The 23,648-nt window shown below is 69.0% G+C and carries 24 protein-coding genes; 14 read left to right on the forward strand and 10 right to left on the reverse strand.

Annotated features, from left to right (window positions below; all coding sequences use genetic code 11):
- Positions 1–254 precede the first annotated feature (254 nt).
- The 4 genes from QEG98_RS42495 (at position 255) to QEG98_RS37345 (ending at position 4,135) form a co-directional block, all read left to right on the forward strand.
- Positions 255–1,031, forward strand: a complete 777-nt coding sequence (locus tag QEG98_RS42495; RefSeq protein ID WP_410477894.1) for a hypothetical protein — start codon at positions 255–257, stop codon at positions 1,029–1,031.
- On the forward strand, positions 946–2,196 hold the full coding sequence (locus QEG98_RS42500; protein WP_410477895.1) for a hypothetical protein: 1,251 nt from the start codon (positions 946–948) through the stop codon (positions 2,194–2,196). The genes QEG98_RS42495 and QEG98_RS42500 overlap by 86 nt, the downstream gene beginning before the upstream one ends.
- A gap of 214 nt (positions 2,197–2,410) precedes the next feature.
- A complete protein-coding gene (locus tag QEG98_RS37340; protein ID WP_410477896.1) occupies positions 2,411–2,932 on the forward strand; it encodes a putative ABC transporter permease in 522 nt (173 codons plus the stop codon).
- Positions 2,933–3,100: 168 nt separating this feature from the next.
- Complete coding sequence (locus QEG98_RS37345; protein ID WP_011556714.1) at positions 3,101–4,135, forward strand: rod shape-determining protein; 1,035 nt, start codon at positions 3,101–3,103, stop codon at positions 4,133–4,135.
- A gap of 94 nt (positions 4,136–4,229) precedes the next feature.
- On the opposite strand, the gene QEG98_RS37350 is transcribed toward QEG98_RS37345, so the two are convergent.
- The 3 genes from QEG98_RS37350 to QEG98_RS37360 form a co-directional block, all read right to left on the reverse strand.
- Positions 4,230–4,697 carry a glutathione S-transferase C-terminal domain-containing protein gene (locus QEG98_RS37350; protein WP_316564715.1) on the reverse strand — a complete coding sequence of 156 codons (468 nt, stop codon included), beginning with the start codon at positions 4,695–4,697 and terminating at the stop codon, positions 4,230–4,232.
- Positions 4,694–4,963: a glutathione S-transferase N-terminal domain-containing protein gene (locus QEG98_RS37355; protein WP_316564716.1), complete on the reverse strand. Its 270-nt coding sequence runs from the start codon at positions 4,961–4,963 to the stop codon at positions 4,694–4,696. The genes QEG98_RS37350 and QEG98_RS37355 overlap by 4 nt, the downstream gene beginning before the upstream one ends.
- 209 nt (positions 4,964–5,172) lie before the next feature.
- Entirely contained in the window at positions 5,173–6,207 is a 1,035-nt protein-coding gene (locus QEG98_RS37360) for an NAD(P)-dependent alcohol dehydrogenase (RefSeq protein ID WP_316564717.1), read from the reverse strand.
- A 97-nt stretch (positions 6,208–6,304) separates the two neighbouring features.
- Between QEG98_RS37360 and QEG98_RS37365 the strand changes: the two genes are divergently transcribed.
- The 3 genes from QEG98_RS37365 (at position 6,305) to QEG98_RS37375 (ending at position 9,119) form a co-directional block, all read left to right on the forward strand.
- Positions 6,305–7,222, forward strand: a complete 918-nt coding sequence (locus tag QEG98_RS37365) for a LysR family transcriptional regulator (protein ID WP_316564718.1) — start codon at positions 6,305–6,307, stop codon at positions 7,220–7,222.
- Positions 7,223–7,401: 179 nt separating this feature from the next.
- Positions 7,402–7,665, forward strand: coding sequence for a DUF378 domain-containing protein (locus QEG98_RS37370; RefSeq protein ID WP_316564719.1), 264 nt, complete (start codon positions 7,402–7,404; stop codon positions 7,663–7,665).
- 530 nt (positions 7,666–8,195) lie between these two features.
- A complete protein-coding gene (locus QEG98_RS37375) occupies positions 8,196–9,119 on the forward strand; it encodes a bestrophin family protein (protein WP_090487853.1) in 924 nt (307 codons plus the stop codon).
- Between the two features lie 100 nt (positions 9,120–9,219).
- Here QEG98_RS37375 and QEG98_RS37380 read toward each other — a convergent pair whose 3' ends face one another.
- Positions 9,220–9,597 (reverse strand): VOC family protein, encoded by a 378-nt coding sequence (locus QEG98_RS37380; RefSeq protein WP_316564720.1) that lies wholly within the window; start codon positions 9,595–9,597, stop codon positions 9,220–9,222.
- 100 nt (positions 9,598–9,697) lie between these two features.
- Positions 9,698–10,429, reverse strand: a complete 732-nt coding sequence (locus QEG98_RS37385; RefSeq protein ID WP_090487849.1) for a helix-turn-helix domain-containing protein — start codon at positions 10,427–10,429, stop codon at positions 9,698–9,700.
- Positions 10,430–10,555: 126 nt separating this feature from the next.
- On the opposite strand from QEG98_RS37385, the gene QEG98_RS37390 reads away from it, so the two are divergent.
- Positions 10,556–10,954 carry a hypothetical protein gene (locus QEG98_RS37390; protein ID WP_316564721.1) on the forward strand — a complete coding sequence of 133 codons (399 nt, stop codon included), beginning with the start codon at positions 10,556–10,558 and terminating at the stop codon, positions 10,952–10,954.
- Between the two features lie 16 nt (positions 10,955–10,970).
- Here QEG98_RS37390 and QEG98_RS37395 read toward each other — a convergent pair whose 3' ends face one another.
- A complete protein-coding gene (locus QEG98_RS37395) occupies positions 10,971–12,263 on the reverse strand; it encodes a type I restriction enzyme HsdR N-terminal domain-containing protein (RefSeq protein WP_316564722.1) in 1,293 nt (430 codons plus the stop codon).
- A 188-nt stretch (positions 12,264–12,451) separates the two neighbouring features.
- Between QEG98_RS37395 and QEG98_RS37400 the strand changes: the two genes are divergently transcribed.
- On the forward strand, positions 12,452–13,345 hold the full coding sequence (locus QEG98_RS37400) for a symporter (protein WP_316564723.1): 894 nt from the start codon (positions 12,452–12,454) through the stop codon (positions 13,343–13,345).
- Here the strand turns inward: QEG98_RS37400 and ppsA are convergent.
- Positions 13,342–15,681, reverse strand: a complete 2,340-nt coding sequence (ppsA, locus tag QEG98_RS37405; RefSeq protein ID WP_316564724.1) for a phosphoenolpyruvate synthase — start codon at positions 15,679–15,681, stop codon at positions 13,342–13,344. The genes QEG98_RS37400 and ppsA overlap by 4 nt on opposite strands.
- Before the next feature lie 301 nt (positions 15,682–15,982).
- Between ppsA and QEG98_RS37410 the strand changes: the two genes are divergently transcribed.
- From QEG98_RS37410 to rpsD, 4 genes are all read left to right on the forward strand, one after another.
- Entirely contained in the window at positions 15,983–17,038 is a 1,056-nt protein-coding gene (locus QEG98_RS37410) for an NAD(P)-dependent alcohol dehydrogenase (RefSeq protein ID WP_316564725.1), read from the forward strand.
- 47 nt (positions 17,039–17,085) lie between these two features.
- Positions 17,086–17,208, forward strand: coding sequence for a short-chain dehydrogenase (locus QEG98_RS37415; RefSeq protein WP_316564726.1), 123 nt, complete (start codon positions 17,086–17,088; stop codon positions 17,206–17,208).
- A 110-nt stretch (positions 17,209–17,318) separates the two neighbouring features.
- On the forward strand, positions 17,319–18,659 hold the full coding sequence (locus QEG98_RS37420; RefSeq protein WP_316564727.1) for an MATE family efflux transporter: 1,341 nt from the start codon (positions 17,319–17,321) through the stop codon (positions 18,657–18,659).
- 140 nt (positions 18,660–18,799) lie between these two features.
- Complete coding sequence (gene rpsD, locus QEG98_RS37425) at positions 18,800–19,432, forward strand: 30S ribosomal protein S4 (RefSeq protein WP_090488749.1); 633 nt, start codon at positions 18,800–18,802, stop codon at positions 19,430–19,432.
- Positions 19,433–19,495: 63 nt separating this feature from the next.
- Here the strand turns inward: rpsD and QEG98_RS37430 are convergent, their stop codons facing one another.
- Positions 19,496–20,497, reverse strand: coding sequence for an alpha/beta hydrolase (locus tag QEG98_RS37430; protein WP_316564728.1), 1,002 nt, complete (start codon positions 20,495–20,497; stop codon positions 19,496–19,498).
- Between the two features lie 250 nt (positions 20,498–20,747).
- Here QEG98_RS37430 and QEG98_RS37435 point away from each other — a divergent pair, with 250 nt between their 5' ends.
- Positions 20,748–22,418, forward strand: a complete 1,671-nt coding sequence (locus tag QEG98_RS37435) for a PKD domain-containing protein (RefSeq protein ID WP_316564729.1) — start codon at positions 20,748–20,750, stop codon at positions 22,416–22,418.
- A 127-nt stretch (positions 22,419–22,545) separates the two neighbouring features.
- Here the strand turns inward: QEG98_RS37435 and QEG98_RS37440 are convergent, their stop codons facing one another.
- Both QEG98_RS37440 and QEG98_RS37445 read right to left on the reverse strand, forming a co-directional pair.
- On the reverse strand, positions 22,546–23,001 hold the full coding sequence (locus QEG98_RS37440) for a hypothetical protein (RefSeq protein ID WP_316564730.1): 456 nt from the start codon (positions 22,999–23,001) through the stop codon (positions 22,546–22,548).
- Between the two features lie 46 nt (positions 23,002–23,047).
- Positions 23,048–23,599 carry a hypothetical protein gene (locus QEG98_RS37445; protein ID WP_316564731.1) on the reverse strand — a complete coding sequence of 184 codons (552 nt, stop codon included), beginning with the start codon at positions 23,597–23,599 and terminating at the stop codon, positions 23,048–23,050.
- Between the last annotated feature and the right edge of the window lie 49 nt (positions 23,600–23,648).

Consider the following 23,648-nt stretch of genomic DNA (forward strand, 5'->3'; position numbering starts at 1 on the left):
CGGCCAGGTTTCTGCCGCGCCGACGAAACTCTTCCGCCTCATTTCCTGAGAATCCCCGCAGCCCTCACAGCGTACCCGCTCTTTCTAAAGGGCAGGAGTCGTCCATGCCTGCTTTCAAGACTCGACACTGCTGAGGGCTTCGGCTGGCCCGCCACAAGGCCCCAGCCGGCACCACACCCCTGAAGCGCGCACGCGCTGCGTCCCGCCCCCGCGAGACGACCCACGGCCGTGACAGCCTGGAGAAGGAAGCCCCCATGGGAATCGGAAAACTGATTGGCGGAGCGGCGGACGCGGCGAAGCGGGCCGCCGAGGCCGCGGCGAAGCGTGCTGCGGAGGCGGCCCGGCGCGCGGCGGAGGCGGCGGCGCGCAAGGCCGCGGAAGCCGCGGAGCAGGCGGCGGCCAAGGCGCAGGAGGCCAAGGAGAAGATCTCCAACGTGGCCCAGGAGCGGACCCGGGACGTCTTCGAGGGCGCCAAGGACAAGGCCGGTGACGCCGTGGGCGGCGTGGCCAACGCCACCAAGAACGTCGTGGGCGGCGTGGCCAACGCGACGCAGAACGTCGTCGAGGGTGCCAAGGACAAGGCCGGTGACGCCGTGGGCGGCGTGGCCAACGTCACGCAGAACATCGTCGAAGGAACCAAGGACCGGGTGCAGGACGCGGCGGGCAACGTGCGCAACGCCGCCGGTGACGTGTTCGAGGCGGGCCGCACCGCGACCCAGCGCACGCTGAGCGCCACGGGCACCGCGGCCGCCGTCACCGCGAATGGCCTGGGCAATGTCCTCAAGGATGCGGCGGAGCGGGCGGGCCCGGTGCTCGACAAGGCGACCGACATCGCCGCGGACGGCCTGGACGTGGCGGGCCGGGCCATCCAGGACGCGCCCACGCTCAACCCTGCAGGGCATCACCAACGACATCATCGGCGGGGCGCTCCAGGGCACCGCGGACGTGGTGCGGGACCCGGTGGACACCGCCCGGGCCATTGGCGACGCGGTCAACCTCAACCGGCAGGTGGACCAGCTCAAGCCGGGTGAGAGCACCTCCATCAGCCTCTACGCCGAGGCCAACGGCGCCACGGTGGCCGGCAAGGTGAAGGGCACCCTGGGCGTCAGCCGCAGTGAGGAAGAGGGCGGCGGCTACACGGTGTCCGTCACCGGCGAGGTGGGCGCGGGCGTCGCGGCCAAGCTGGGCGCCAAGGGCGCGGCGGACGTGGGCGCGGAGGCCTTCGGCACCGCCGGGGCCACGGTGGAGTTCAAGTTCGACACGGCCGAGGAGGCCAAGAACGCCACCCGCATCATCGCGGCCTCCACCGCCACCGCGGGCGCCACCGCGAGCAACCCCGTGCTGGGCGCCGGCGTGAATCACGTCCTTGGGGATCCGCTGTCGGACCTGGCGGGCCTGACGAAGAACATGAGCGCCGTGGAGTTCAAGCTGGGCGCCGAGGCCAGCGTCAACGCCGAGCTGGGCATGAAGGGCCTGCCGGAGGCCATCAGCGCGGGCGCCGGCGCGAGTGCCGGCATCAACCAGAGCACCACGGCTCGCATCGAGATGGAGGGCGGCAAGCCCCAGAAGCTGACCCTCAAGCAGAGCCTCGAAATCAACGCCAACGCCAGCGCGTCCGCGGGCGTGGGCATCCCCACCGGTGGCGGGGACTCCGTGTCGCTGCCCACCAACGCGTCCGCGGGGGTGTCCGGTTCGCTCGGGGTGGAGCTGGAGCAGAGCGTGGAGCTGCCCGAGGGCTTCAACCCGACCGACTTCATCAAGGACCCGAAGGGCACCGCTCGCGAGATTGGCGCCAGCGTGCGTGACACCCATGAGGCCAAGCTGACGCTGACCGACTCGCGTCAGGCCAACGCGTCCGCGCTGGGCCTGGGCGGCGCGACGGGCCGCGAGGTGAAGGCGGAAATCAGCGGCAACATCAACGACATCGCCACCAGCGGCGCCTTCGGCAGCATCGCCCGGGGCGACGTGGGCCAGGCGCTGGACCAGCTCAAGGACAAGGTCGAAATCAAGGCCACCGTCCAGGACAAGCACAAGGTCACCGGCGACTTTGGCGTGGGCATCAACGCGGGCGTGGGCGGCGGCGAGGTCGGCCTGTCCACCGAGCGCACCTACGTGGGCGAGGCGCAGGACCTCAACGCGGCCCAGCTCGCCGAGCTGTACCTCACGCAGCGCTGGTCGGCCGGCATCCCGGGCTGAGCCGGCGCTGTCGGGGGCCCGCCCGCCCTGGGCGGGCTCCTGGGCGTGTGGGCCCGTGTCGTCCGAGTTGGAGTCCCCCTGGGGACAGGCACACCGTCCGCCATGGCACAGCCGAGGCAGGCGGCCAGCACCGACCCCAGGGGGCGGGAGTGCCCCTTCTGCGGGGCAGCCTTAGCTTTCCGAAGTGCTTTCAAGATTCCTCGTCTATGGGTGCGTGGGCTGGGTGCTCGAGGTGATGTTCACCGGCACGGGGGCCGCGCTGAAGAAGGACCGGAACGCCACGGCGCGCACCTACCTGTGGATGCACCCCATCTACGGAGGCACGGCGCTGGCGCTGGAAGAGGTCTCCGCCCGGCTCAAGCCCCTGCCCCGGCCGCTGCGGGCCCTGGTCTACACGGGGCTCATCTTCGGCGCGGAGTACGGCACGGGCTGGTTGCTCAAGCGCCTGCTCGGCCGCTGCCCGTGGGACTACGCGCCGCACAGGTGGAGCGTACACGGCCTCATCCGCTTGGATTACGCCCCGGCCTGGTACCTTACCGCCCTGCTGTTCGAGCCCGTGCGTGACACGCTGCTCCACGTCACCAGCGAGGCCCTGCGCCAGACGCCGGAGTACCGCGACGCCGAGGCCCAGGGGACGCTGCCGCCCACGGCGCTCCCCGAGGAGAAGCCGCTGGAGGCGGGGCTGGTGGCGGCGCGCTACGAGTCGGCGCAGGCCGAGCCCACCCCCATCCCCTGAGCGCTGGAAGCGCCGCGCCTGCGTCCGCTGGCCGACTGCCCCCAGGCGGATGTGAACGCCGCTACCGGCTTTTCTTCCTCCGTGCTGCGTCGCGTAGTACCTTGGCCCGCGCCTGCCCCCGCGATGACGGGGAAATTCCGCCGACCCCCCGAAAGTTCCCGCCCCCGTATGTTTGACTGGCTTCACACCCTCTTCTCGCGTGACCTCGCCATCGACCTCGGCACGGCGAACACGCTCATCTACATCCGCGGCCAGGGCATCGTCTCCAACGAGCCCTCGGTGGTGGCCGTCCAGCAGGACGCGCGCGGGGGCAAGAAGGTCCTCGCGGTGGGCAAGGAAGCCAAGGAAATGCTCGGGCGCACCCCGGGCAACATCGTGGCCATCCGTCCGATGAAGGACGGCGTCATCGCGGACTTCGAAATCACGGCCGCGATGCTGCGCTACTTCATCCAGAGCGCGCACAACCGCAAGACGCTCGTCAATCCGCGCATCATCATCGGCATCCCCTCCGGCATCACCGAGGTGGAGCGCCGCGCGGTGCGCGAGGCGGCGGCCAACGCGGGCGCCCGCGAGGTCTACCTCATCGAGCAGCCCATGGCGGCGGCCATTGGCGCGGGCCTTCCGGTGACGGAGCCCAGCGGCAACATGATAGTGGACATCGGCGGTGGCACGTCCGACGTCGCGGTCATCAGCCTCGCCGGCATCGTGTTCGCCAAGAGCGTGCGCATCGGCGGCGACAAGCTGGACGAGGCCATCATCCAGTACGTCAAGCGCAAGTACAACCTGCTCATCGGAGAGCGCACGGCGGAGCTCATCAAGATGGGCATCGGCACCGCGTACCCGACGGACGAGGTCATGACCATGGAGATCAAGGGTCGCGACCTGGTGGCCGGCGTGCCGCGCACGCTGACGGTGTCCAGCGACGAAGTGCGTGACGCGCTGGCGGAGCCCGTCAACGGCATCGTCGAGGCGGTGAAGCTCACGCTGGAGCGCACCCCGCCCGAGCTCGCCGGCGACATCGCCGACCGCGGCATCGTCCTGGCCGGTGGCGGCGCGCTGCTGAAGAACCTGGACACGCTGCTGCGCGAGGAGACGGGCCTGCCCGTGTTCCTCGCCGAGGACCCGCTCTCCGCCGTCGTGATTGGCGCGGGCAAGGCGCTGGAGTCGCTCGACATCCTCCGGCAGGTCTGCCAGCCGGGCTGAGCCTCCGGGCTTCGGCTCCACGGCGCCACCTCTCACGAGGCTGGCGCCGTTTCGCTTTTCAGGGTGCTGTCTGGCAGGTCCACGCGCGCCTGGTTCAGGGGCGGCGGTGCTTCGCATAGAGGCCGTCCCGCCACTCGAGCAGGTCCGGGAAGCGGGAGGCGAGCGCCGCGTCGCTCCACACCGCTCGCGTCCCCGGCCCCAGGGGAAGGTAGCCGTCATCCACCGCCCTCACGAACTGGAGCATCAGCGCGGCCGTGATGTCCGCGTAGCTGAAGCGCGACAGCAGGTAGTCCCGTCCGCCCAGGGCTTCACGCAGGCGCTCCAGCGTGGGGATGACCTTCTCATGGACGGCGGCGGCGATGTCCACGGGTGTCTGGTGCTTGCGGGCCACGAAGCGCGCGCCCAGCCTCGCGGACGGTGCCAGGACCGACCGGAGCCCCGCGGGCAGGAAGGCGGGAAGGCTCTCCACCTGGGCCTGACGACTCTCCAGCAACGCCGCTACCACCTTGGCGCGCGCCGCGGAGAGCACCTGCTCGCTGTCGTCCTCCCAACGCTGAATCACCGGGAGGTCCGCGGCGGGAAAGAGTGGCTCCCCTGCCCCAGCTCCTCCGCGCGCCGCGCGATGACGAACGAGCCGGGAAAGGCCTCGCCCTCGTCGATGAGCAAGGGCACGGCGGGCCGCACGCCACGCGGCGTACGCCAGCGCAGCAGCGGCTCGCCGATGAGCGGCAGGTGTTCGCGGTAGCGATAGGCGACACGGTGGTGGTCCAACGCCCAACGGGTCTTCTCCGTCCAGGGCGAGTAACTGAGTCCATGGAGTGTGCGCATGCCGCCCGGGACAGTACGCCCGGGCGCCTGCGCCACTCCAGGCCCGCTGACGCTTCAAACCCTCGCAGCGCCGCCTGAGCCCATCGTTATGTCTTCCACCAACGCATGGCGTGGTCTTTCACCCTCGCACACGTCTGTCTTTCGTCCTGGAGCACCACCACCGGGGCCCCCCGGTCGCGTCGGGGCGCACGATTCGCCGCGGGTCCAGGTCAAGCCGTGATGACCAGTTTGCCAAACGGTCCGCGGTCCAGGTGTTCGAGCGCCGTGGGCAGCGCATCGAGTGAATAGACAGTGTCGACCACGGGCTTCAAAGCCAGCCGGTCCACCGCGCGCACCAGGTTCTCCAGCCCGCGCCGGTGTCCGACGAAGATGCCCTGGATGACGCCGGAGCTCAGGAACAAGGGCTGCACCGGGAAGCGGCTCTCGAAGCCCTCGAACACGCCGATGAGCGAGACGCGCCCATCCGACGCGAGCGCCCTCACCGACCGGCCCAGGTTCTCCCCACCCACCAACTCCAGGATGTGGTCGGCCCCCGCGCCTCGCGTCAGCTCGAGCACCGCCGTATGCCACTCCGGAGTGTGGCGACGATGGATGCCGTGCGCGGCGCCCAGGGCCTTCACGCGGGCCAGCTTGTCCTCGTCCCCCGAGAGCACGATGACCTCAGCGCCCATGGCGGCGGCAAGCTGTACCGCGAACAGGGACACACCGCCCGTGCCCTGCGTCACCACCGTGTGCCCCGGACGCAGCCCGCCCAGCTCCACCAGGGACGTCCACGCGGTGAGGCCGGCGCACGGCAACGTGCTCGCCTGCACGTCATCGAGTGTTTCGGGAGACGCCACCAGCCACTGCTCCGGCATGACGACGTACTCGGCCAGCACGCCCGGCGCGTTTCCGCCCAGGCTGCGCACCGTCCCACGCGGCACGGGCCCGTCCACCCAATCCGTCTGGAAGTTGGCGATGACGCGCGCCCCTTCCTTGAAGCGCTGCACGCCCGCGCCCGCCGCGACCACCACGCCCGCCATGTCCGAAGCCGGCGTGAAGGGCTGGTGCGCCGTCAGGGAGCCACCTCCGTCGAGCATCAGCTTCTCGCGGTAGTTGAGGGAGACCGCCGACACGCGAATCAACACCTCACCAGCACCCGGAGAGGGAATCGCCACCTCCGCCAGTTCCAGGTGCGCTCGTCCCGCCTGCTTCGCCTGCCAACGCTTCATCGTTGCGCCCATCGTCCGCTCCGCGTCCTGCATGAAAGTGATGCGGGAGCTATACGGACGAGGCAGCGTCGTCAGTGGCGACACTTTGTCGAGTCACTGGAGACGCGCAGGCACCAATGGGAGCAGCGTCATGAGGGACCGCCTTGGGGGCGTCTTCGCCTTCGTCCAGGCCGTGGAGGCAGGGAGCTTCGCGCTCGCCGCGGAGCGCATGGGGCTCTCACGCTCGGCCGTGGGGAAGAGCATCGCGCGGCTGGAGGAGCGTCTGGAGACCCGGCTGTTCCAGCGCACCACGCGTCGGCAGAGCCTCACCGAGGACGGCCAGGCCTTCTACGAGCGCTGCGTGCGCGCATTGGCGGAGCTCGAGGCGGCGGAGACGGCGCTGGACTCCGGACGGCGCGCGCCCACGGGCCGCCTGCGCGTCAGCGCGCCCGTGATGTTCGGCCGGCACTGCGCCGCGCCGCTGCTGCGCGAGCTGGTCCTCCAGCATCCGGGACTGGAGCTGGAAATCGCCTTCAGCGACCGGATGGTCGACCTCGTCGAGGAAGGCTACGACCTGGCCCTCCGCGTCGCGCCGCTGGCGGACCACGCGGGACTGACGGCGCGCCGGCTGGGCGTCCAGACGATGTCCGTCTGCGCCGCGCCCGGCTACCTGAAGCGCCACGGCCGCCCGAAGACACTGGAAGACCTGGGCGAGCACGACGCGGTCGTCTACGGCCGCAACGGCGTCAACAAGCCCTGGCGATTCCCGGACGGACAGGGCGGCGAGCAGCGCATCGCCGTCCAGGCGCGCCTGCGCTTCGACGACGTGGAGACCATCATGGACGCCGCGGTGCAGGGGGCCGGGCTGGCGTGGCTTCCTCGCTGGCTCATCGCCGAGCACCTGAGCAGCGGCAGGCTCGTCGAAGTACTGGAAACGCAGCGCCCCTATGGCAACGAAATCTACGCGGTGTGGCCCCAGAGCAAGCACGTGACCTCGAAGGTGCGCGCGGCCATCGACCTCCTCGTCGCGCGCATTCCCGAGCGACTGGCGGATACCCACTCCCGCTGAGCCGCATGGCGGTCGAAGTACCGAGCCGGACAATCGGTGCCAGAGGAGTAGCCAGGACGCGTCCGGGCAACACCTTATCCGGGAGGCATCACCCACCTGCACGGGTGGAACACACCTAGCCAAGGATACGAGCCATGGAACGAGCGGACGCGGATCGAACCAGAGGAGTGCTCGCCAAGGTGACGGCCGTCCTGGCCATCATCGGCGCCATCAACTGGGGCCTGATTGGCTTCTTCAATTGGAACCTCGTGAACGCGCTTTTCGGCGGCGAGACCCGGACGGCGATGAGCGCGCTCAGTCGCCTCATCTACTCCATCGTGGGTCTGTCGGGCGTCGCGCTGGCGCTCACCTTCCCGTGGAAGAAGAGCATTGGAACCACCACGACCACCACCACGCCGAGAACGGACATGGGGATTCACCGCAGAACCGAAGTGCGTCCCTGACTCAGGCGGGCCCGCGGTTCTCACGGGCCCCTGAGTCCACCTCGGGCGATACGTTCGGCGCCCCGCAACGCAGCGGTTCCGCCTCGGCCCGTCAGGACAGGGCCGGGGCCTCCGCACGAGGAAGCCGTCACCATCGAAGACCTCGCCGGCAACAGCCGCGAGGACTTCATCGCGGTGGCCTCCGATGGATACGCCGCCCACTTCAATACGCCGCTCGACCGAGCGCGTGACTCCTGGGGCATCGCGGCGCACCAGGAGACGCTCTACGTCGCGCATGTGGCTGGCATCGACCATGCGTCCGGGCAGACGCTGCGCCCCTGGAACTCCCGAAAGAAGCGCCGTCGCAGTTCACCGTCCTGCGAGGTGCCTGCGGCGGCGTCTGATCGTTCGCGGACCACACCATCGGGCGGATTCACGACGGAGCGTGGCACACGCTTACCAGCGGGCCCCGCTCCCCCTAATCGCCTGAACAGGCCCCCAAGAGGAGCGCTTGCGACCCGGAGGCATTTGGCGCAGGAAGGTCCCTGCCCGTGATTGTCCGTCCTCGCCTCAGCTCGCTTCGGCTCCTCTTCGTCGTGCGCGGGACCATCCTCCCGCGCGTCCTGCCCCACGTCCTGGGCATCGCGGCGCTCTCCGCGCTCGTCGTCTGGGCGTACCGGCAAGGCTATCTGGATCTGCAGATCTCCTCACCGGCGCCGCTGTCCCTGCTGGGCATCGCGCTCTCCATCTTCCTCGGCTTCCGGAACAACGCCTGCTACGACCGGTGGTGGGAAGCCCGGAAGCACTGGGGCGCGCTCATCATTGAACTGCGTTCATTCTCCCATGAGGCCATCGCGCTCCTGGGAGACGACGGCAGCGGAGCGCAGCAGGCGATGCGCAGGCTGGTGAGGCGGAACATCGCCTTCGCCCACGCGATGGCCGCGCACCTGCGCGGGCATGACGCCCGGGAGGACATCAGCCGCCTGCTGCCGGAGCCGGAGGCCGCGCGCGTACTGGCCAGCCAGAACCGCCCCAACGCCCTGCTTCGGGAGCACGACCGGGAGCTGGCCTCGCTCCTCCGGGAGAAGCATCTCACCGACATCACCTGGAGCGAGCTGCGGACGCACGTCCATGGCTTGATGAACGTGCTCTCCGCGTGTGAGCGCATCCGCTTCACGCCCCTGCCCTTCACGTACACGGTGCTGCTGCACCGCACCGCCTACCTGTTCTGCCTGCTGCTGCCCTTTGGTCTCGCGGAGGCGCTGGGCTGGTTCACGCCCTGGCTCGCGGCGATGATTGCCTACACCTTCTTCGGGCTCGACCGGCTGAGCGACGAATTGGAGGAGCCCTTCGGCACGGAGCCCAACGACCTCTCCTTGCTGGCGATGGCGCGCAGCGTGGAGATGAACCTGATGGAGGCGCTGGGCGAACCGCAGCCCGAGCCGCTGAAGCCACGCGACTTCGTCCTCCCATGACGGGCCCGCGTCACGCTTCCATATCACATCGGCTCCGTAGGGTGGCTTTCGCAGTCCTTCCTCGATTGCTCGCCCCAGAGTCCCCAGGACAGCACACTGCTCAGGCCGGGCCCTGCAAGACGGCCAGCACGTTGCCTGAAGGGTCCTTGAACCAGGCAATGGGCGGCCCCGCGTCACCACGGACGATGCCCTTCGCATCCGCGTCGAAGCCGTCGTAACGCTCGAAACGCACGCCGCGTTGGGACAGCGCGTCCACCGCCTTGTCGATGTCCTCCACGGGGAAGTTGAGAATCGTGAACGACGCCGGGGTGTGGTTGTCCTTGGGATAGACGAGGATGTCCCTGCCGCCCGCGATGTGCAGCGTCAACATGCCGTCCGACTCGGACGTCTTCAGGCCCAGCGTCTCGCCGTAGAACTTCCGGGCCGCCGCCACGTCGCGCACTGAGAAGCCGCTGAACGCCTTCGTATCTCCGAACATGCCTGACTCCCTGACTGGATGGCCGCCGTACCCGGCGCTCTCCTTCAGGTGGACATGGACCGAGCCCGACGCAACGACGCGGCCCGCGGGGAATAATCCATCACATCGGGTGGAACTGCTCGATGGTGATTTCCTCCACCAGGGCATCCTGGGGGGCGCCGAAGCTGGTGAGCGTGGTGTACCAGTGCGTCGTCGCGCCATCGCGGGTGAAGGTCAAGGGCACCAGCACCGAGCCGGCGTTGGCGGGCCGCAGCGCGGTCAACGCCTCGACACCTGGCTGAGCCAGGACACGGGCCAGGACCGATGCCACGGGTGAGCGGGGGCCCCGCATGCGAGCGCCCTCCCGCAGCCGGTGGAGCAGATACCCGGCAATCTCCTCCCAGTTGCCAATGGCCGAGCGCACGGGCCCGGGCACGAAGACGAGGTCCATCAGGTTGACCTGTCCGAGCGCCTCACGCGGCTGCCCCATCATCGCGAGCGCGCCCGCATTGGCCTCGAGCACCGTCGAGGACGAATCCACCACGATGGCGGGATACGGCTCATGCGACGCGAGGATGAGCCCCGCGGCCCGCCGGACCTCCGCCAGCTCCGCGCTGTGCCAGCCGCGCTCGCCGAACTGAGGCGCGAACCCCGCCGCCACCAGCAGGGCGTTGCGGTCCCTCAGCCCCAGCCCCAGGGCCTCCGCCAGCCGCAGCACCAGTTCCTGGCTGGCCCCGGAGCGGCCCGACTCCAGGAATGACAGGTGACGCGCCGATACCTGCGCCTCCAGCGACAGGGCCAGCTGGCTCTTGCCGCGCAGCGTTCTCCATTCCTTGAGCAGGGGTCCAATCATCGCCGTGTCCCTTTCCGAGCCCAGACTGCCCCAGGCCGTGACGCGGGACGATGACCTTCGAGGTAATTGAGAACATTCCCTGCCAGGAACACTGTGCTCCCGTTCCCAGCCACCCGGAGAGCCCAGATGATGCCCCAACTGCTTCGCAATCCCCGCTTCGTCTACCGCTTCGACGCCGCCGCCTCACTCCTCATGGGCGCGGCCTTGTTGCTCCTTGCTCCCACCCTCACCCAGCTCGCGGGCTGGACCCTGCCGTCCACCTTCCTGTTCAGCGTGGGCCTCTTCCTGCTGCCGTGGTCGGCCTTCAACCTCTGGGTCGGGTTCAAGCAGCCCGTCCTGGGAGCAGCCCTGGTGCATGTCCTGGTGGACGCCGCATGGGTGGTGGGCAGTGTGCTGCTCGTCGTCATGCACGCCCAGGAGCTCACGCCCCTGGGGACCGCGCTGCTCGCCGGGCAGGCCTTCGCCGTGGCGGGCGTGCTGGCGCTCAAGGCCGTGGGTCTCACGTCGCTTCGCGCGGCGGCGTGAGCACCGCGGCGGAGCGTCAACCCGTGATGACCTTGAGGGCGGGCTTCCCGTCCTCGTGTGTGACTGCGTCTGAAGACGGTGACTCGTCACGCACCGTCTTGGACACTTCCAGGCTCCGGGTCACCAGCGCCTTCAGCGCCCAGACCTGGGGCACCGATTCGATGAAGACGCGGCTGGTGCCCAAACCCGCGGGCGCCGCCTCCACCTCGAAGCCCGCGGCAATGGCGCGGGCCTCGTCCACCGGCACCCAGGTGACGATGCTCTTGCGCTTGCCATTGCTGAAGAACCGGGCGAACCACTTCGTGGGTCGTTTGAAGGACACGTTGAAGTAGGACGCCGTGTCCCGGTAGAGGATGTCCTCGGCGGCGGCGCCGTTCTTGACGCAGATGTCCCGCACCACGCCGAAGAACTCCAACTCCGTCTCGGTGGTCTCCGCGGCGGCGCGGCCCTTCTCATCGGGCGCGGCACGGCCATCCGCCTCGAAGGGCCTGGCCGAATCCGGCTTCACCCCATTGGCGCCCTCCTGCGCCACCGCGGGCTCCGCGCCCTCGTTGAGCCGCTGGATGCGCTCCTTGAGCTTGTTCAGGAAGTCGTCGCCCATGACCCGCAGCAGCGTCGGCTCGATGGCTTCCTTCGCGACGTCCGCGAGCCGCTCCATCACCGCGGTGGTCCGCTTTCCCTTGTAGATGTCCTCCGTGAGCCACTTGAGGAAGGCTTCGTGCTCACCGGGCGCTTTCAGGGCGGACGCGAGCTTGTCGATCATCCCCTGCCGGTAGCGGCTGTTCTCCGCGTCCGTAATCAGCGTCGTCGCGTTGAAGGATTCACGGCTGAACTTGGACAGGAACTTGGCCACCTTCACCCAGTCCGACTTCGTGTCCTCCAGGGAGAACGTGAAGAAGGGCTCCGGGTCCATGACGTTGGGGTTCTCCAGGTCCCCGAAGAAGAGGTAGTGGCACCCGTCGGTGATGATGCCGAAGTGGAGCTCCGGCAACTGCGCCAGGTAGCGCGCCAGTTGCTGCGCGCGGGACTTGAGGTCGGTGCCCAAGGGCTTGGTTTCGATGACGATGAGCGGCTTGGTGCCCGTCTGGTCGAAGATGGCGAAGTCCATGCGGTCCGGCAGCTTCTTGCCGTCCCCCTGGACGAAGTCCGCTGTGTATTCCAGGCGGACCTCCCGAGGAACGCTCGGGTCGTAGCCGAGGCTCCGGATGAACGGGACGACCAGCGCGATCTTCGCGGTCTCCTCGTTGGAGATGAACGCCTTGTTGTCCTGATAGCGTTTGACCAACTCCAGCAGATGGTTCGCGTCCATGGCACGTCCCCTTGCCCGGCATGCGAGGCGTCCGGGCGCGAAGGTGATTTCAAGGCGCGGGGGCCTTGGCGGCCATCCCTCCCAGGGGTGAGGCCCGGCCTCTTGACTCCGCGACCGCTTCGAGGAACGCGCGCACGGCTGGCCGCCCCAACGTGCCCGACGAGGCGCTCCGTGCGCATCCTCCATCCATGGACGCCGAGGTGACCGCCGCGCTGAGCGTGCGGGACGGAGTCGAGTTCGCGGTCCGGCACCTCGTCGTGCTCATGGGGTTCGTCCTCGGGCTCGCCGTCGACGTGAGCGCCGTGAAGCACGCCATGCGGCTGCCTGCCTACGCGCGAGGTCTTCCCCTCATCCTGTTGGGAGTCCCGCTGCTCGCCCTGCTCGTGGTGAACCTCCTGCCCCTGCCCCCCATCGCCGCCGGCATCCTGCTGTTGATGGCCGTCAGCCCTGGCGTGCCCAGCGTCGCGGTCGCGGCCTACCGGCAGCGCGGCGACTTGAGCCTCACGGTGGCGCTGTCCCTCACCCTGTCGCTGGCGGCCATCGTGTGCCTGCCGCTCTCACTCCGGTTGCTCAGCGACTTCTTCCCGGCCGTGTTCAAGGCCCCCACCACCGTCCAGCTCCTCGAGCGGGTCATGCTGCCCTTCCTCGTGCCGCTCGCGGCGGGCTGGGCACTGCGCGCCTGGCGGCCAATGCTGGCCAGGCGACTGCTGCATCCCATGCTGTGGCTCTTCAAGGCCGTGTTCGTCGTCGCCATCCTGCTCCTGCTGTTCATCAGCGGCCCGAGGCTGCGCGACGTGGACGGCTGGATGGTGCTGGGCATGCTGGTGATGACCCTGGGCTCCGCGCTACTGGGCCAGGTCGCGGGAGGGCCCCGGCCTGAAGACAGGACCGCGCTCGCGCTCGCGGCGGTCTTCGGCAATCCCTCCATCGCGCTGGCCGTCGCGACGGCCAGCTACCAGGACTTGCGGCTGACGCCCTTCCTGGCGGTCTATCTGGTGCTGCGCACGCTGGCACTGCTCCCCTACCTGCTCTGGAACAAGCACCACCTCCGGCACGGAGTGCCCCACCCTGGCCGGACCTAGCAGCCCTGGAGCGTCGCCCGCTTCGAGGCGGCCAGCAGCAGCCGCTGCTCCGCGGCCGCAATCACCCGCTGCGTCGCGAGCACCGCCGCCGGGTCCACGGAGATGGACGTAATCCCCGCGCGCACCAGGTGCTCCGCGAAGTCCGGCCGGTTCGACGGCGCCTGCCCACACAGCGAGGACGTCAGGCCCGCTTCCTCGCACCCGCGAATGATGTCGCCAATGGCGGCCAGCACCGCGGCGTCCGCTTCGTCGAACAGCTCGGCGCACGACTCGGAGTCCCGGTCCACGCCCAGCATGAGCTGCGTCAAATCATTCGAGCCGATGGATACGCCATCAATCCCACACTTCGCATAATCGTGGAGGCGGTAGACGATGGAAGGCACCTCCGCCATCACCCACTTCTTCAAGCCCCGCTGCCGTCCCAGCGGGCTGCGGGCGATGAGCTCCAGACATGCCTCCAGCTCCCAGAGCGTGCGCACGAAGGGCAGCATCACCTGGAGATTGGGCGTCTGCTCGCGGACCCGCGCGAGCACTTGCAGCTCCAGGTTGAACACGTCGGGCTCGCGCAAGTATCGGTAGGCGCCCCGGAAGCCAATCATCGGGTTGGACTCCTCGGGCTCGAACTCAGCGCCGCCTTCCAGTCCGCGGAACTCGTTCGTCCGGAAGTCCGTCGTCCGGTACACCACGGGGCGCGGATGGAAGGCCCGCGTCGTCTGGAGCAGTGCCCCCGCCATGCGCTCCACGAACTCACCACTCCGGCCCTCCGCAATCAGTTTGCGCGGATGCACACCCCCCAGGGCCTCCGTGAGCATGAACTCGGCGCGCAGCAGGCCCACACCCTCCACCGGAAGCGCCGCGGCCTCGCGAGCCTGCGCGGGCAGGGCCAGGTTGACGTAGAGGCGCGTGGCCAGCACCGGGGCCGTTGCCACCGTGGATGCGGTGGCCGTGGCCTCCACCGCCCGTGGACGTGGCGCCTCCTGTCCCTCCCGGACTTCTCCCGTCGAGCCATCCACCGTCACCGGCTCGCCGTCTCGCAGCGTGCGTGTGGCGGTGCGTGTGCCCACCACGCAGGGTTTGCGCAGCTCCCGGCTGACGATGGCGGCGTGACACGTCATGCCGCCCCGGTCCGTGACAATGGCGGCGGCCCGCCGCATGGTGGGGACCCAGTCCGGCGACGTCATCTCCGCCACTAGCACCTCGCCCGGCTGGAGCTCCCGTCCCTCCGCCGGTGACGCCAGCACCCGCACGCGGCCGGCCGCCACACCGGGCGACGCACCCATTCCCCGCACCAGCGCCTTGCCCGCGTGGCCTTCCTCCGACGGTGGCGCGGCGGGCTTTCCCAACGTGGTAATCGGACGCGTCTGCACCAGGAACAACCGTCCGCGCTCCTCCGCCCACTCGATGTCTTGCGGCGCGCCGTAGTGCTGCTCCACCCGCATTCCCAACCGCGCCAGCTCCAGCACCGCCACGTCGCTCAGCACGCGCTCGTGGGCCTGGTCCGGACTCAGGGTCTCGCGCAGCGTATGTCCTTCGGCATCGCGCACCAGGCGGACATTCTTGTCGCCCACCCGGACCTCGCGCACGCGAGGCTCCTTCTTGGAGACACTGTACGTATCCGGCTCCACCTGCCCGCCCACCACGACCTCTCCCAGCCCCCAGGCCGCCTCGATGACGATGCGGCCGGTGTCTCCCGAAGACGGGTCCGCGGTGAACATGACGCCCGCGCGAGCCGCATCCACCATGGCCTGAACCACCACGGCGATGGCGGGCTCCTCGGTGAGCCCTTCCGCTTTGCGGTAGGCCACCACACGCTCGCCGTAGGCCGAAGCCCAACATGCCCGGAGCGCGTCCATCAATGCGTCCTCGCCCAACACGTGGGTGAAGGATTCGTGCATGCCCGCGAAGGACGTGGTCGCCGAGTCCTCCGAGGTCGCCGAGGAACGCACCGCCACGGCCCGGTCCGCGCCCAGCTGCTGATACGCCTCCAGGATGGCGGCGCGCAGCCGCTCTGGGACGGGCGCGCTCCGCACGTGCTCACGGAGCTGCTGCGTGACCTGGGTCAGCGACGAAGGGTCATCCGGGTCCACCTGCGCCCAGAGGCGGCTCAGCTGGGCACGTACCGGCGCCATGGCCTCCTGGAAGGCGGCGGCGGTGATGACGAAGCCCGGCGGAACAGGCAGCCCCGCGCGCGTCATCTCGCCCAGGTTCGCGCCCTTGCCCCCCGCCAGCGCGACGTCCTCGCGGGACAGCTCGCTGAACCAGAGCAGCCGAGGCGCGGCGGCCACCTCCGGATGCTCGGCTTGCCGTGGATGCTCCGTGTCCGGTGAGACGTTCATGGTACCGCCCCCTGAAGCAGACGCCTGACTGCGCGGACGCTGCGCACCGGCGCTCGCGCACGAGGTCCTCAGCCCCGCGTGAAGCGGGCGCGACTCACCGAGGACGATGCGGCCGGTGCGAGGTGATGACATCCATCCGGGCCCGGAGCGCGCGGGCCCGAGCCGCCGTTACGGCCACATGCGCCCGAGCATGCGCTCGGCATGAACTCCACCGCCGCGTCTCCACGCCCGCGCGGATGACGCCCTCCGACACCGTGCCGAGACTTCCCGAGTGGACACCCACGAACCACTGGGAGGGAGCATGCGAGCCAATGTCTTTCAGGCTGTGAACCGCTTCGGCATCGAAGAGGTGGAGCGTCCACGCGCGGGAGCCGGCGAGGCGGTCATCCGGATGACGATGACCACTGTCTGCGGCACGGACCTGCACATCGTCCGTGGTGAGTACCCGGTGCGCCCGGGGCTCGTCATCGGTCACGAGCCCGTGGGTGTCATCGAGGAGCTTGGTCCCGGCGTGACGGACTACCGCCCCGGGCAGCGTGTCCTCGTGGGCGCAATCACCCCGTGTGGACAATGCAGGGCCTGCCTGTCCGGTCATCTCTCGCAGTGCGGCCACGGCGCGGGCTGGGAGGCCCTGGGAGGCTGGCGCATGGGCAATACCCAGGATGGCGCCCAGGCCGAGTACATCCGCATTCCCTCCGCGCAGGCCAACCTCGCGCCCATTCCAGACGGGCTCACCGACGAGCAGGTCGTCCTCCTGTCGGACATCGCCTCCACGGGCTTCAGCGGCGCGGAGGCAGGCGGCGTGCGCATCGGCGATGCCGTGGTCGTCTTCGCGCAGGGGCCCATCGGCCTGTGCGCCTCCATTGGCGCGCGGTTGATGGGCGCCTCGCTCGTGGTCGGCGTGGACGGCGATGAGGCGCGGATGAAGATGGCGCGGAGGATGGGCGTGGACGTGGTGCTCGACCACCGTCAGCAGGACGTCGTAGCCGAGGTGAAACGGCTCACGGGCGGCGGCGCCGACGTGGCCATCGAGGCGCTGGGCACCCAGCAGACTTTCGAGAGCGCGCTGCGCTGCCTGCGGCCCGCGGGCACGCTGTCCAGCCTGGGTGTGTACTCGGGCAAGCTCCAGTTGCCCTACGACGCGTTCTCCGCCGGTCTGGGGGACTACCGCATCGTCACCACCCTGTGCCCAGGAGGCAAGGAGCGCATGCGCCGCCTCATGGACCTGGTGCACCACAAGCGCGTCGACCTGTCGCCGCTCATCACCCATCGCTTCAAGCTCGCGGACATCCAGGAGGCCTACGCCCTCTTCGGCGAGCGCCGTGACGGCGTCTTCAAGGTGGCCATCCAACCGTGAGCCCCGCCCCACCCCGTGGGGCAGCCGCGAAAGTGAATCCTACAGACGTGGTGAGTCTCACGCGGGCTGCGCTGGAAGCCGGCAAGGAGGAAGTGCTCGCCGATGCCGTGAGCCGCATGGTCAAACAAGGCTTGTCCTCCGGTGGCTATCTTGGTGCGCTGCGCACGTGAGGTGACGTCCCATGGGTGACGCAGCCAGCAGCGACGCAACCCCGGTGCAGAATGCAGCGCCCGGGTCCACACCTTCCGCGCTCCCCGGACGCGCATCACTTCAAGACGCGATGCTGCGGGGCCCTCTGCTGAAGCCCCTGCTCCAACTCGCCGTGCCCACCACGCTGGTCCTGATTGCCCAGTCGTTGGTGGGCGTGGCGGAGAACTGGTACGCGAGCTTCCTGGGCACGGAGGCGCTGGCGGGCGTCTCCCTCGTCTTTCCCGTCGTGATGTTGATGACGATGATGTCCAACGGAGGCATTGGCAGCGGCGTGGCCTCCGCGGTGGCCCGAGCCCTGGGCGCGAACCGGCGGGACGATGCGAATGCACTGGTCTGGCATGCCGTGGTGCTGGCGTTGGCCATTGGCCTTGTCTTCAGCATCCTCGCCTGGATGACCGGCCCCGCGCTGTACACAGCGCTGGGTGGACGGGAGGGCGCGTTGGACGCCGCGCTCCAGTATTCGAACTACGTGTTCGCGGGCTCGATTCCCTTCTGGCTGGTGAACCTGCTCGCGGCGGCGCTGCGCGGCGCGGGCGAAGTGCGCGTCCCGGCGCTGGTGACCCTGGTGGGCGCCGCTGTCTTCCTCGTCGTGACGCCAGGGGTCATCTTCGGCTTCGGCCCGGTGCCCGCGATGGGGCTGGCGGGCGCTGGGCTCGCGATGACGTTGTTCTACGTGGGCGCGGCGCTCTGGCTGCTGCGCTACATGGCCTCTGGACGGGCCGCGGTCCGCCTCACGAAGGGGCCGCTGGAGCCGCGGCTGCTTCGCGACATCCTGCGCGTGGGTCTGATGACGGCGTTGAGCTCGCTGCAGCCCAACCTGATGGTGATGGTCATCACCGCCGCCGTGGGCCTGTTCGGCGTGGAGGCGCTGGCCGGCTATGGCATGGCGTCGCGCCTGGACTACCTCATCATCCCGATTCTCTTTGGTCTGGGCACGGCCGTGCTGACGCTGGTGGGCACCAACGTGGGTGCGGGACAGCACGAGCGTGCCCGGCGCATCGCCTGGTTGGGCGGCGGGCTGGGCTTCGTGGCCGCGGGAGCCATTGGACTGGCCGCGGCGCTGGCGCCCGAAGTCTGGCTCCATGCCTTCAGCCGCGAGCCAGCCGTCGTGGCGCCGGGCCTGGACTACCTGCGAATCGTGGCGCCGTTCTACGGACTGCTGGGCCTGGGCTTCGTACTCGCGTTCGCCGCACAGGGCGCGGGCCACGTGCTGTGGCCCTTCCTGGCGGGCACCTCGCGCCTGGTCATCAGCGCGGGCGTTGGGTGGTTCGTCGCCGCGCGGCTCGATGCGGGGCTCTCCGCGTTGTTCGCCATGGTGGCCGCGGGACTGGTGGCCTACGCCGGCGTCACCGCCGTGGCGGTGCTCGCAGGCGCCATCTTCCGACGCGAGGCGGCGCCGCGCGGCACCTGAGCAGCGCCGTCCAGCCCACGCCCGCGTCCCCCACTTCGAATTCCGGACTTGACCGCCGGCCCGACCTGGAGATATTGAAATTGATACTGATTATCAACTTCATCTCCACTTCAGACACCGGGAGATGGTCGGAGGAACACGTGGCACGCGACTTGGGACCGCGGGGGAAGATGTGTCGTCGGCTGGGGATTCCGCTTTCGCGCATCACCGCGAAGGACCCGGACAAGGACCCGGTGCTACGCCGGCCCTATCCCCCTGGCCAGCACGGTGCCACCGCGCGCACCAGCGTGAGCGACTTCGCGCGCCGTCTGCGAGAGAAGCAGAAGCTGAAGCTGTACTACGGCCTGATGGAGAAGCAGTGCCGCGCGGCCTTCCAGGAAGCGAGCCGGGCGCCGGGCAACACCGGCACGGTGCTGCTGCAACTGCTGGAGAGCCGGTTGGACTCGCTGGTGCTTCGCGCTGGTCTGGCGACCAGCATCCGCCAGGCCCGGCAGTTCGTGCGCCACGGCTACCTTCATGTGGACGGCAAGCGGGCGGACATCCCGAGCTTCCGCGTCAAGCCTGGCAGCGAAGTCCGCTTCCACACGGCGCAACTGAAGCTCGCCGTGGTGCAGGAGTCCTTCAGCCGGATGAAGTCGCGGTCCGTGCCCGCCTACGTCCAGGTACTGGGTGAGGGGGAAGGGCTGCGCTACGTGCGCCTGCCGGAGCGGGAGGAAATCCCCGTGGACGTGAACGAGCCCTTCATCGTGGAGTACTACGCGCAGCGGAGCTGAGCTGTTCTCCGCGGCTGTCTGTCCGGGCATGTGGCGCGGACAGACAACGCTGGCGAGGGCGTGCTACGGCGCGGCGGTGGCGGCGAAGAAGTCGCGCATCCGCGTCACCACCTCCGCCCGGTTCGTCAGCCAGATGTAGTGCCCCGCGCCTTCCAGTTGCAGGTGTCTCCAGCCGGGATGACGCCGCAGCGCGTCCTCCAGGTCCGTCTCGTGCTGCTGGATGTCGGGCAGGAAGTCGCGGGCTTTCTCCCGGAACTCCAGCGGCAGCGACTCGGCCGCCACCAGGGCCTCTACCCAACCCGCGAAACCCTGCCCATCCGACAGGGACAACACGGGCCCCTGCACGCGCCCGAGGTCCATGATGGCCGCGCCCCGGACGGACTGCTCCGTGGCACCAGGATGGCGGCGCTCGCGCAGGTAGGCCCCTGTCGCGGCGTCAAACACATACGCCTGTTCGACTTCGTGCGCGGGAAGCCCTCCGCCCAAATCTCGCGCCAGCCGCTCCGCCACCGCCTGCCGTGAAGGAAGGCCGTCGAGCACGGAGAACGGCAGCGGAGGCAACGGCTCGCCCTCCAGGAACGCGGCAATCTCGCCCCGACTGTCGGTGGCGTCCAGGTAGACGAGTGCCTCCACGCGCTCGGGGTGGTGGAGCGCCAGCCACGTCAGCTCGTCCCCCGCCAGGGAGTGGCCCGCGAACGACGCCTTCGACAGCCCCAGCGTGTCCAGCGCCCCCAGGACGTCCGTGGCCAGCGTGGCGGTGTCATAGCCGGTGTCGGGCCAATCCGAGGCGCCGTAGCCACGGCGGGTGAGCGCGTAGACGTGGTGCGTGTCCCGGAACTCGAGCGCCAGTTCGTCGAAGATGTGGGCCGTGCTGCCCATGCCCGCGAGGAACACGAGCGCCGGGCCCTTGCCGCCATAGTCGAGCACCTCCAGCTCGACGCCCCGGGCGGCCTCCACACGCGTCACCTGGTGCAGGGACGGCGTGTCATCGGGCCCAGGGGCCAACGGAGCGGAATCACAACCAGCCCACAAGAGAAGCGCGGCACCCACGAGGTTCGTTCGCATGCGCTTGGGAATACTGGCGAGCGCCTTCGCCAAGCACCAGCGCACGCCGGGGCTACCTCTCCCCTTGCCCGCATGGGGCGGGTGATGGTGCCGCCATGCCTTCTGGCCTTGCGGGGATGAGCCCCCCTCAAGGTGCGGAGCCAGGCCCACACCCCAGAAACACATATATACGAGTATTCCAAGATTTCAGCTTTGACACTACCATTGCTCCGGCCAACGGTTCCCACTCACAGCCGCCATTGGATTTTTCATGCATATTCATGACCGCATCAAAAAGGCAGTCTTCGCGCTCGCAATGATTGCCGGGTGTGGCAGTCCCGAAGCCGTGGACCCTTCCGGCGACACCACCGCGACGGCGCCGCTCCTCACGAGTAGCAAGCTGACCCTCACCGCGTCCATGGTGCAGCCCGACGGCGTTCGTCCCGTCGCGGGTCCGTACCAGAACCTCTTCGATGAGCAGGCGCTCATTGGAGACCCTCGCGCGGGAACGGGCGCCGCGCCCGTCACGACCTGGGGTGACGTCATCTTCGACGATTCCGCGTACCCCATGGGTCTCATCATCGACCTGGGCGCGATGTATGACATCACGGAGATTGGCGTCTTCGACACCTTCGACAGCGGCAGCGTGTCCTTCGCGGCCGGCGAGCCGGGTGCCTGGACGCCCGTGACGAACATCACCCTGACCCGGTGGCAAGCCTGGTGGGTCGTGCCCGTCACCCAGCGAACGCGGTACCTCCACCTTTCGAGGACCCGCTATGCGGGCATGAACGAAGTCGTCATCTACGGCGCCCCCGTGACGGGCGAGCCGCCCGCCAACCTTCCGCCCACGGTCTCCGCCGGAGCGGACCAGACGGTGATGCTGCCCACGAATGCCGCGCCCCTCACGGGCACCGCGACGGACAGCGACGGAACAGTCGTGACGCGGCAGTGGACCCAGGTGTCCGGTCCCAATACCGCGACCCTGACGGGCGCCACGACGCTCTCCGCGACGGCGTCCGGGCTGGTGCAGGGGCTCTACGAGTTCGAGCTGACGGTGACGGACGACGACGGCGCTACCGCCAGCGACAGAGTGAAGGTCCAGGTGACACCCGCGCCCACGGGCCGTGGCACCACGCAGGAGGTCTACAAGTCACCCTCGACGCCGGGCGGCTACGGCTATGTCGTGTACCTGCCGCCCGGTTACGAAGAAGGCTCGAACTGGCCCGTCGTCTTCTTCCTCCACGGGATGGGCGAGCAGGGAGATGGAGGCGTCAACCAGCTCAAGAAGGTTCGTGCGCACGGGCCTCAAGCGTACATCGACCGGGAGGGGAAGGACTATCCCTTCATCCTGGTCTCTCCGCAGACGAGCACGTCGGGATTCTGGAGTGCTTACGAAGCCCAATACAACCTGGACCCCTTCTTCGAGCACATCCTGGCGACGTTCAAGACAGACAGGAAGCGCGTCTACCTGACGGGACTCAGCATGGGCGGCGCGGGGACGTTCAACTACGCATCGCTCTTCCCCTCGAAGCTCGCCGCCGCCATCCCCATCTGCAACGGAGGCTACGGTTCGAGCGCCGCGGACGCCCTGAAGATGGTCCAAGCGGACCTCCCCATCTGGGGCTCACACGGACTGCTCGACAACGACATCTTCTACACCGCGACCGCCGGCTGGTTCACGCACCTGGGAACCGCCATGGGCGGCACCGGTGGCGTCATGGGTACCTACCCCTCCCCGGCTCGTACAGCGACGGCGTTCTTCCGGCCCGGGAGCGGGCAGTGGGAATGGATTGATGGACAGACGAACACCGACACCACGGGCGCCGAGCCGGTGAAGCCCGTGCTCTTCACCCTCTTCCACGATGGCAATCACTACATCTGGGACCGGGTCTACAAAGAGCCCAAGGTGTTCGCCTGGATGCTGGCCCAGCAGCGCCCCTGAGGGGCGCACCGCCACGGACTTCAGCGCGGCTCGCGCGGCGTAGGAGGCTCCTCGCGAGCGTCATACGCGGCGCGGGCCTGCGTCACCGCCTCCCGGCGGCGCAGGGCCCAGGTCGCCAGAGCACCGCTCAGACTTCCTCGCAGACGTCTGGCGGGAGCCGGGCCAGGAGCACGTCCCGCGCATCCCTGGGCGACTGAGCCCGGCGCGCATAGACAATGCCGCCCACGAGCGCCACCAGGGCCAATCCAAACCAAGGCCACCGGATGAAGTACGAGAACGACGGCTGCCCCTCCATCACCTCACAGTGAGGAACGAGCGAGTCGGTCGCCACCATCCCAGCCGTGACGAACGCCATGGGGCCGATGAAGGCAGTCGCCATCACGGCCCACGCCACAGCATCCAAAACCCGCCGGAGACGGCCGATGACAGGTGCAGGTGCCACCGTCAGAACATCCCCAGGCTGACGTGGGCCCCACAGCAGCCAGTACCACACGCCCAGCCCGGCGGACATCGCCAGCGCGAGCACCCACCACAGGTTGGACTCCCACCAGAGGAACGGGGATGGCTCGTCGTAGAAGTTCATCCACATCCCTCCAGTGGGCGGCTGTCGCTCCCGCCCCGAGCCTACATCAAAGCCGAGGGTCCACTGGCTCACTCTCCAGGGCGAGGACACCAAAGACACACTCGTGCACGCGGCGCAGCGGCTCGCCTCGCGCGAACCGCTCCAGGCCTTCGACCCCCAGCGCGAACTCACGCAGCGCCAGGGAGCGCTTCGTGGACAGGCCCCGCTGCCGCAGCCGCTCCAGGTTCGCGGGCGCGGTGTACTCCGGGCCATAGATGATGCGCAGATACTCCGGACCTCGTGACTTGATGGCCGGCTGGAGCAGCCCCTTGCGCCCACGCACCGCGAAGTCGAGCGGCTTGACCACCATGCCCTCGCCTCCTCGCGCCGTGAGCTCCTCCCACCAGCGCAGGCCCTCCGCCACCGCGGCTTCATCCTCCAGCGCCACCACCCGGAACGGCGTCGCCACCAGCAATGTCGCATCCGCCTGGCACACCCGGGCGAGCGCCTCCAGGTGCCACACATGGTCCTTGTCCATGTGCGCCAACCCTTCCGTCGCCAGCAGATGGAAGCATGGCCTTCCCAGCTTCGGTTCCACGGCGTCAGGGAGGTTTTCCATGACGCGGGAATGTAGCGCGGTGAAGACCAGGGGCTCCGGACGTTCCTGA

The organism is Myxococcus sp. MxC21-1 (assembly GCF_032612255.1).
Lineage (GTDB): Bacteria > Myxococcota > Myxococcia > Myxococcales > Myxococcaceae > Myxococcus > Myxococcus virescens.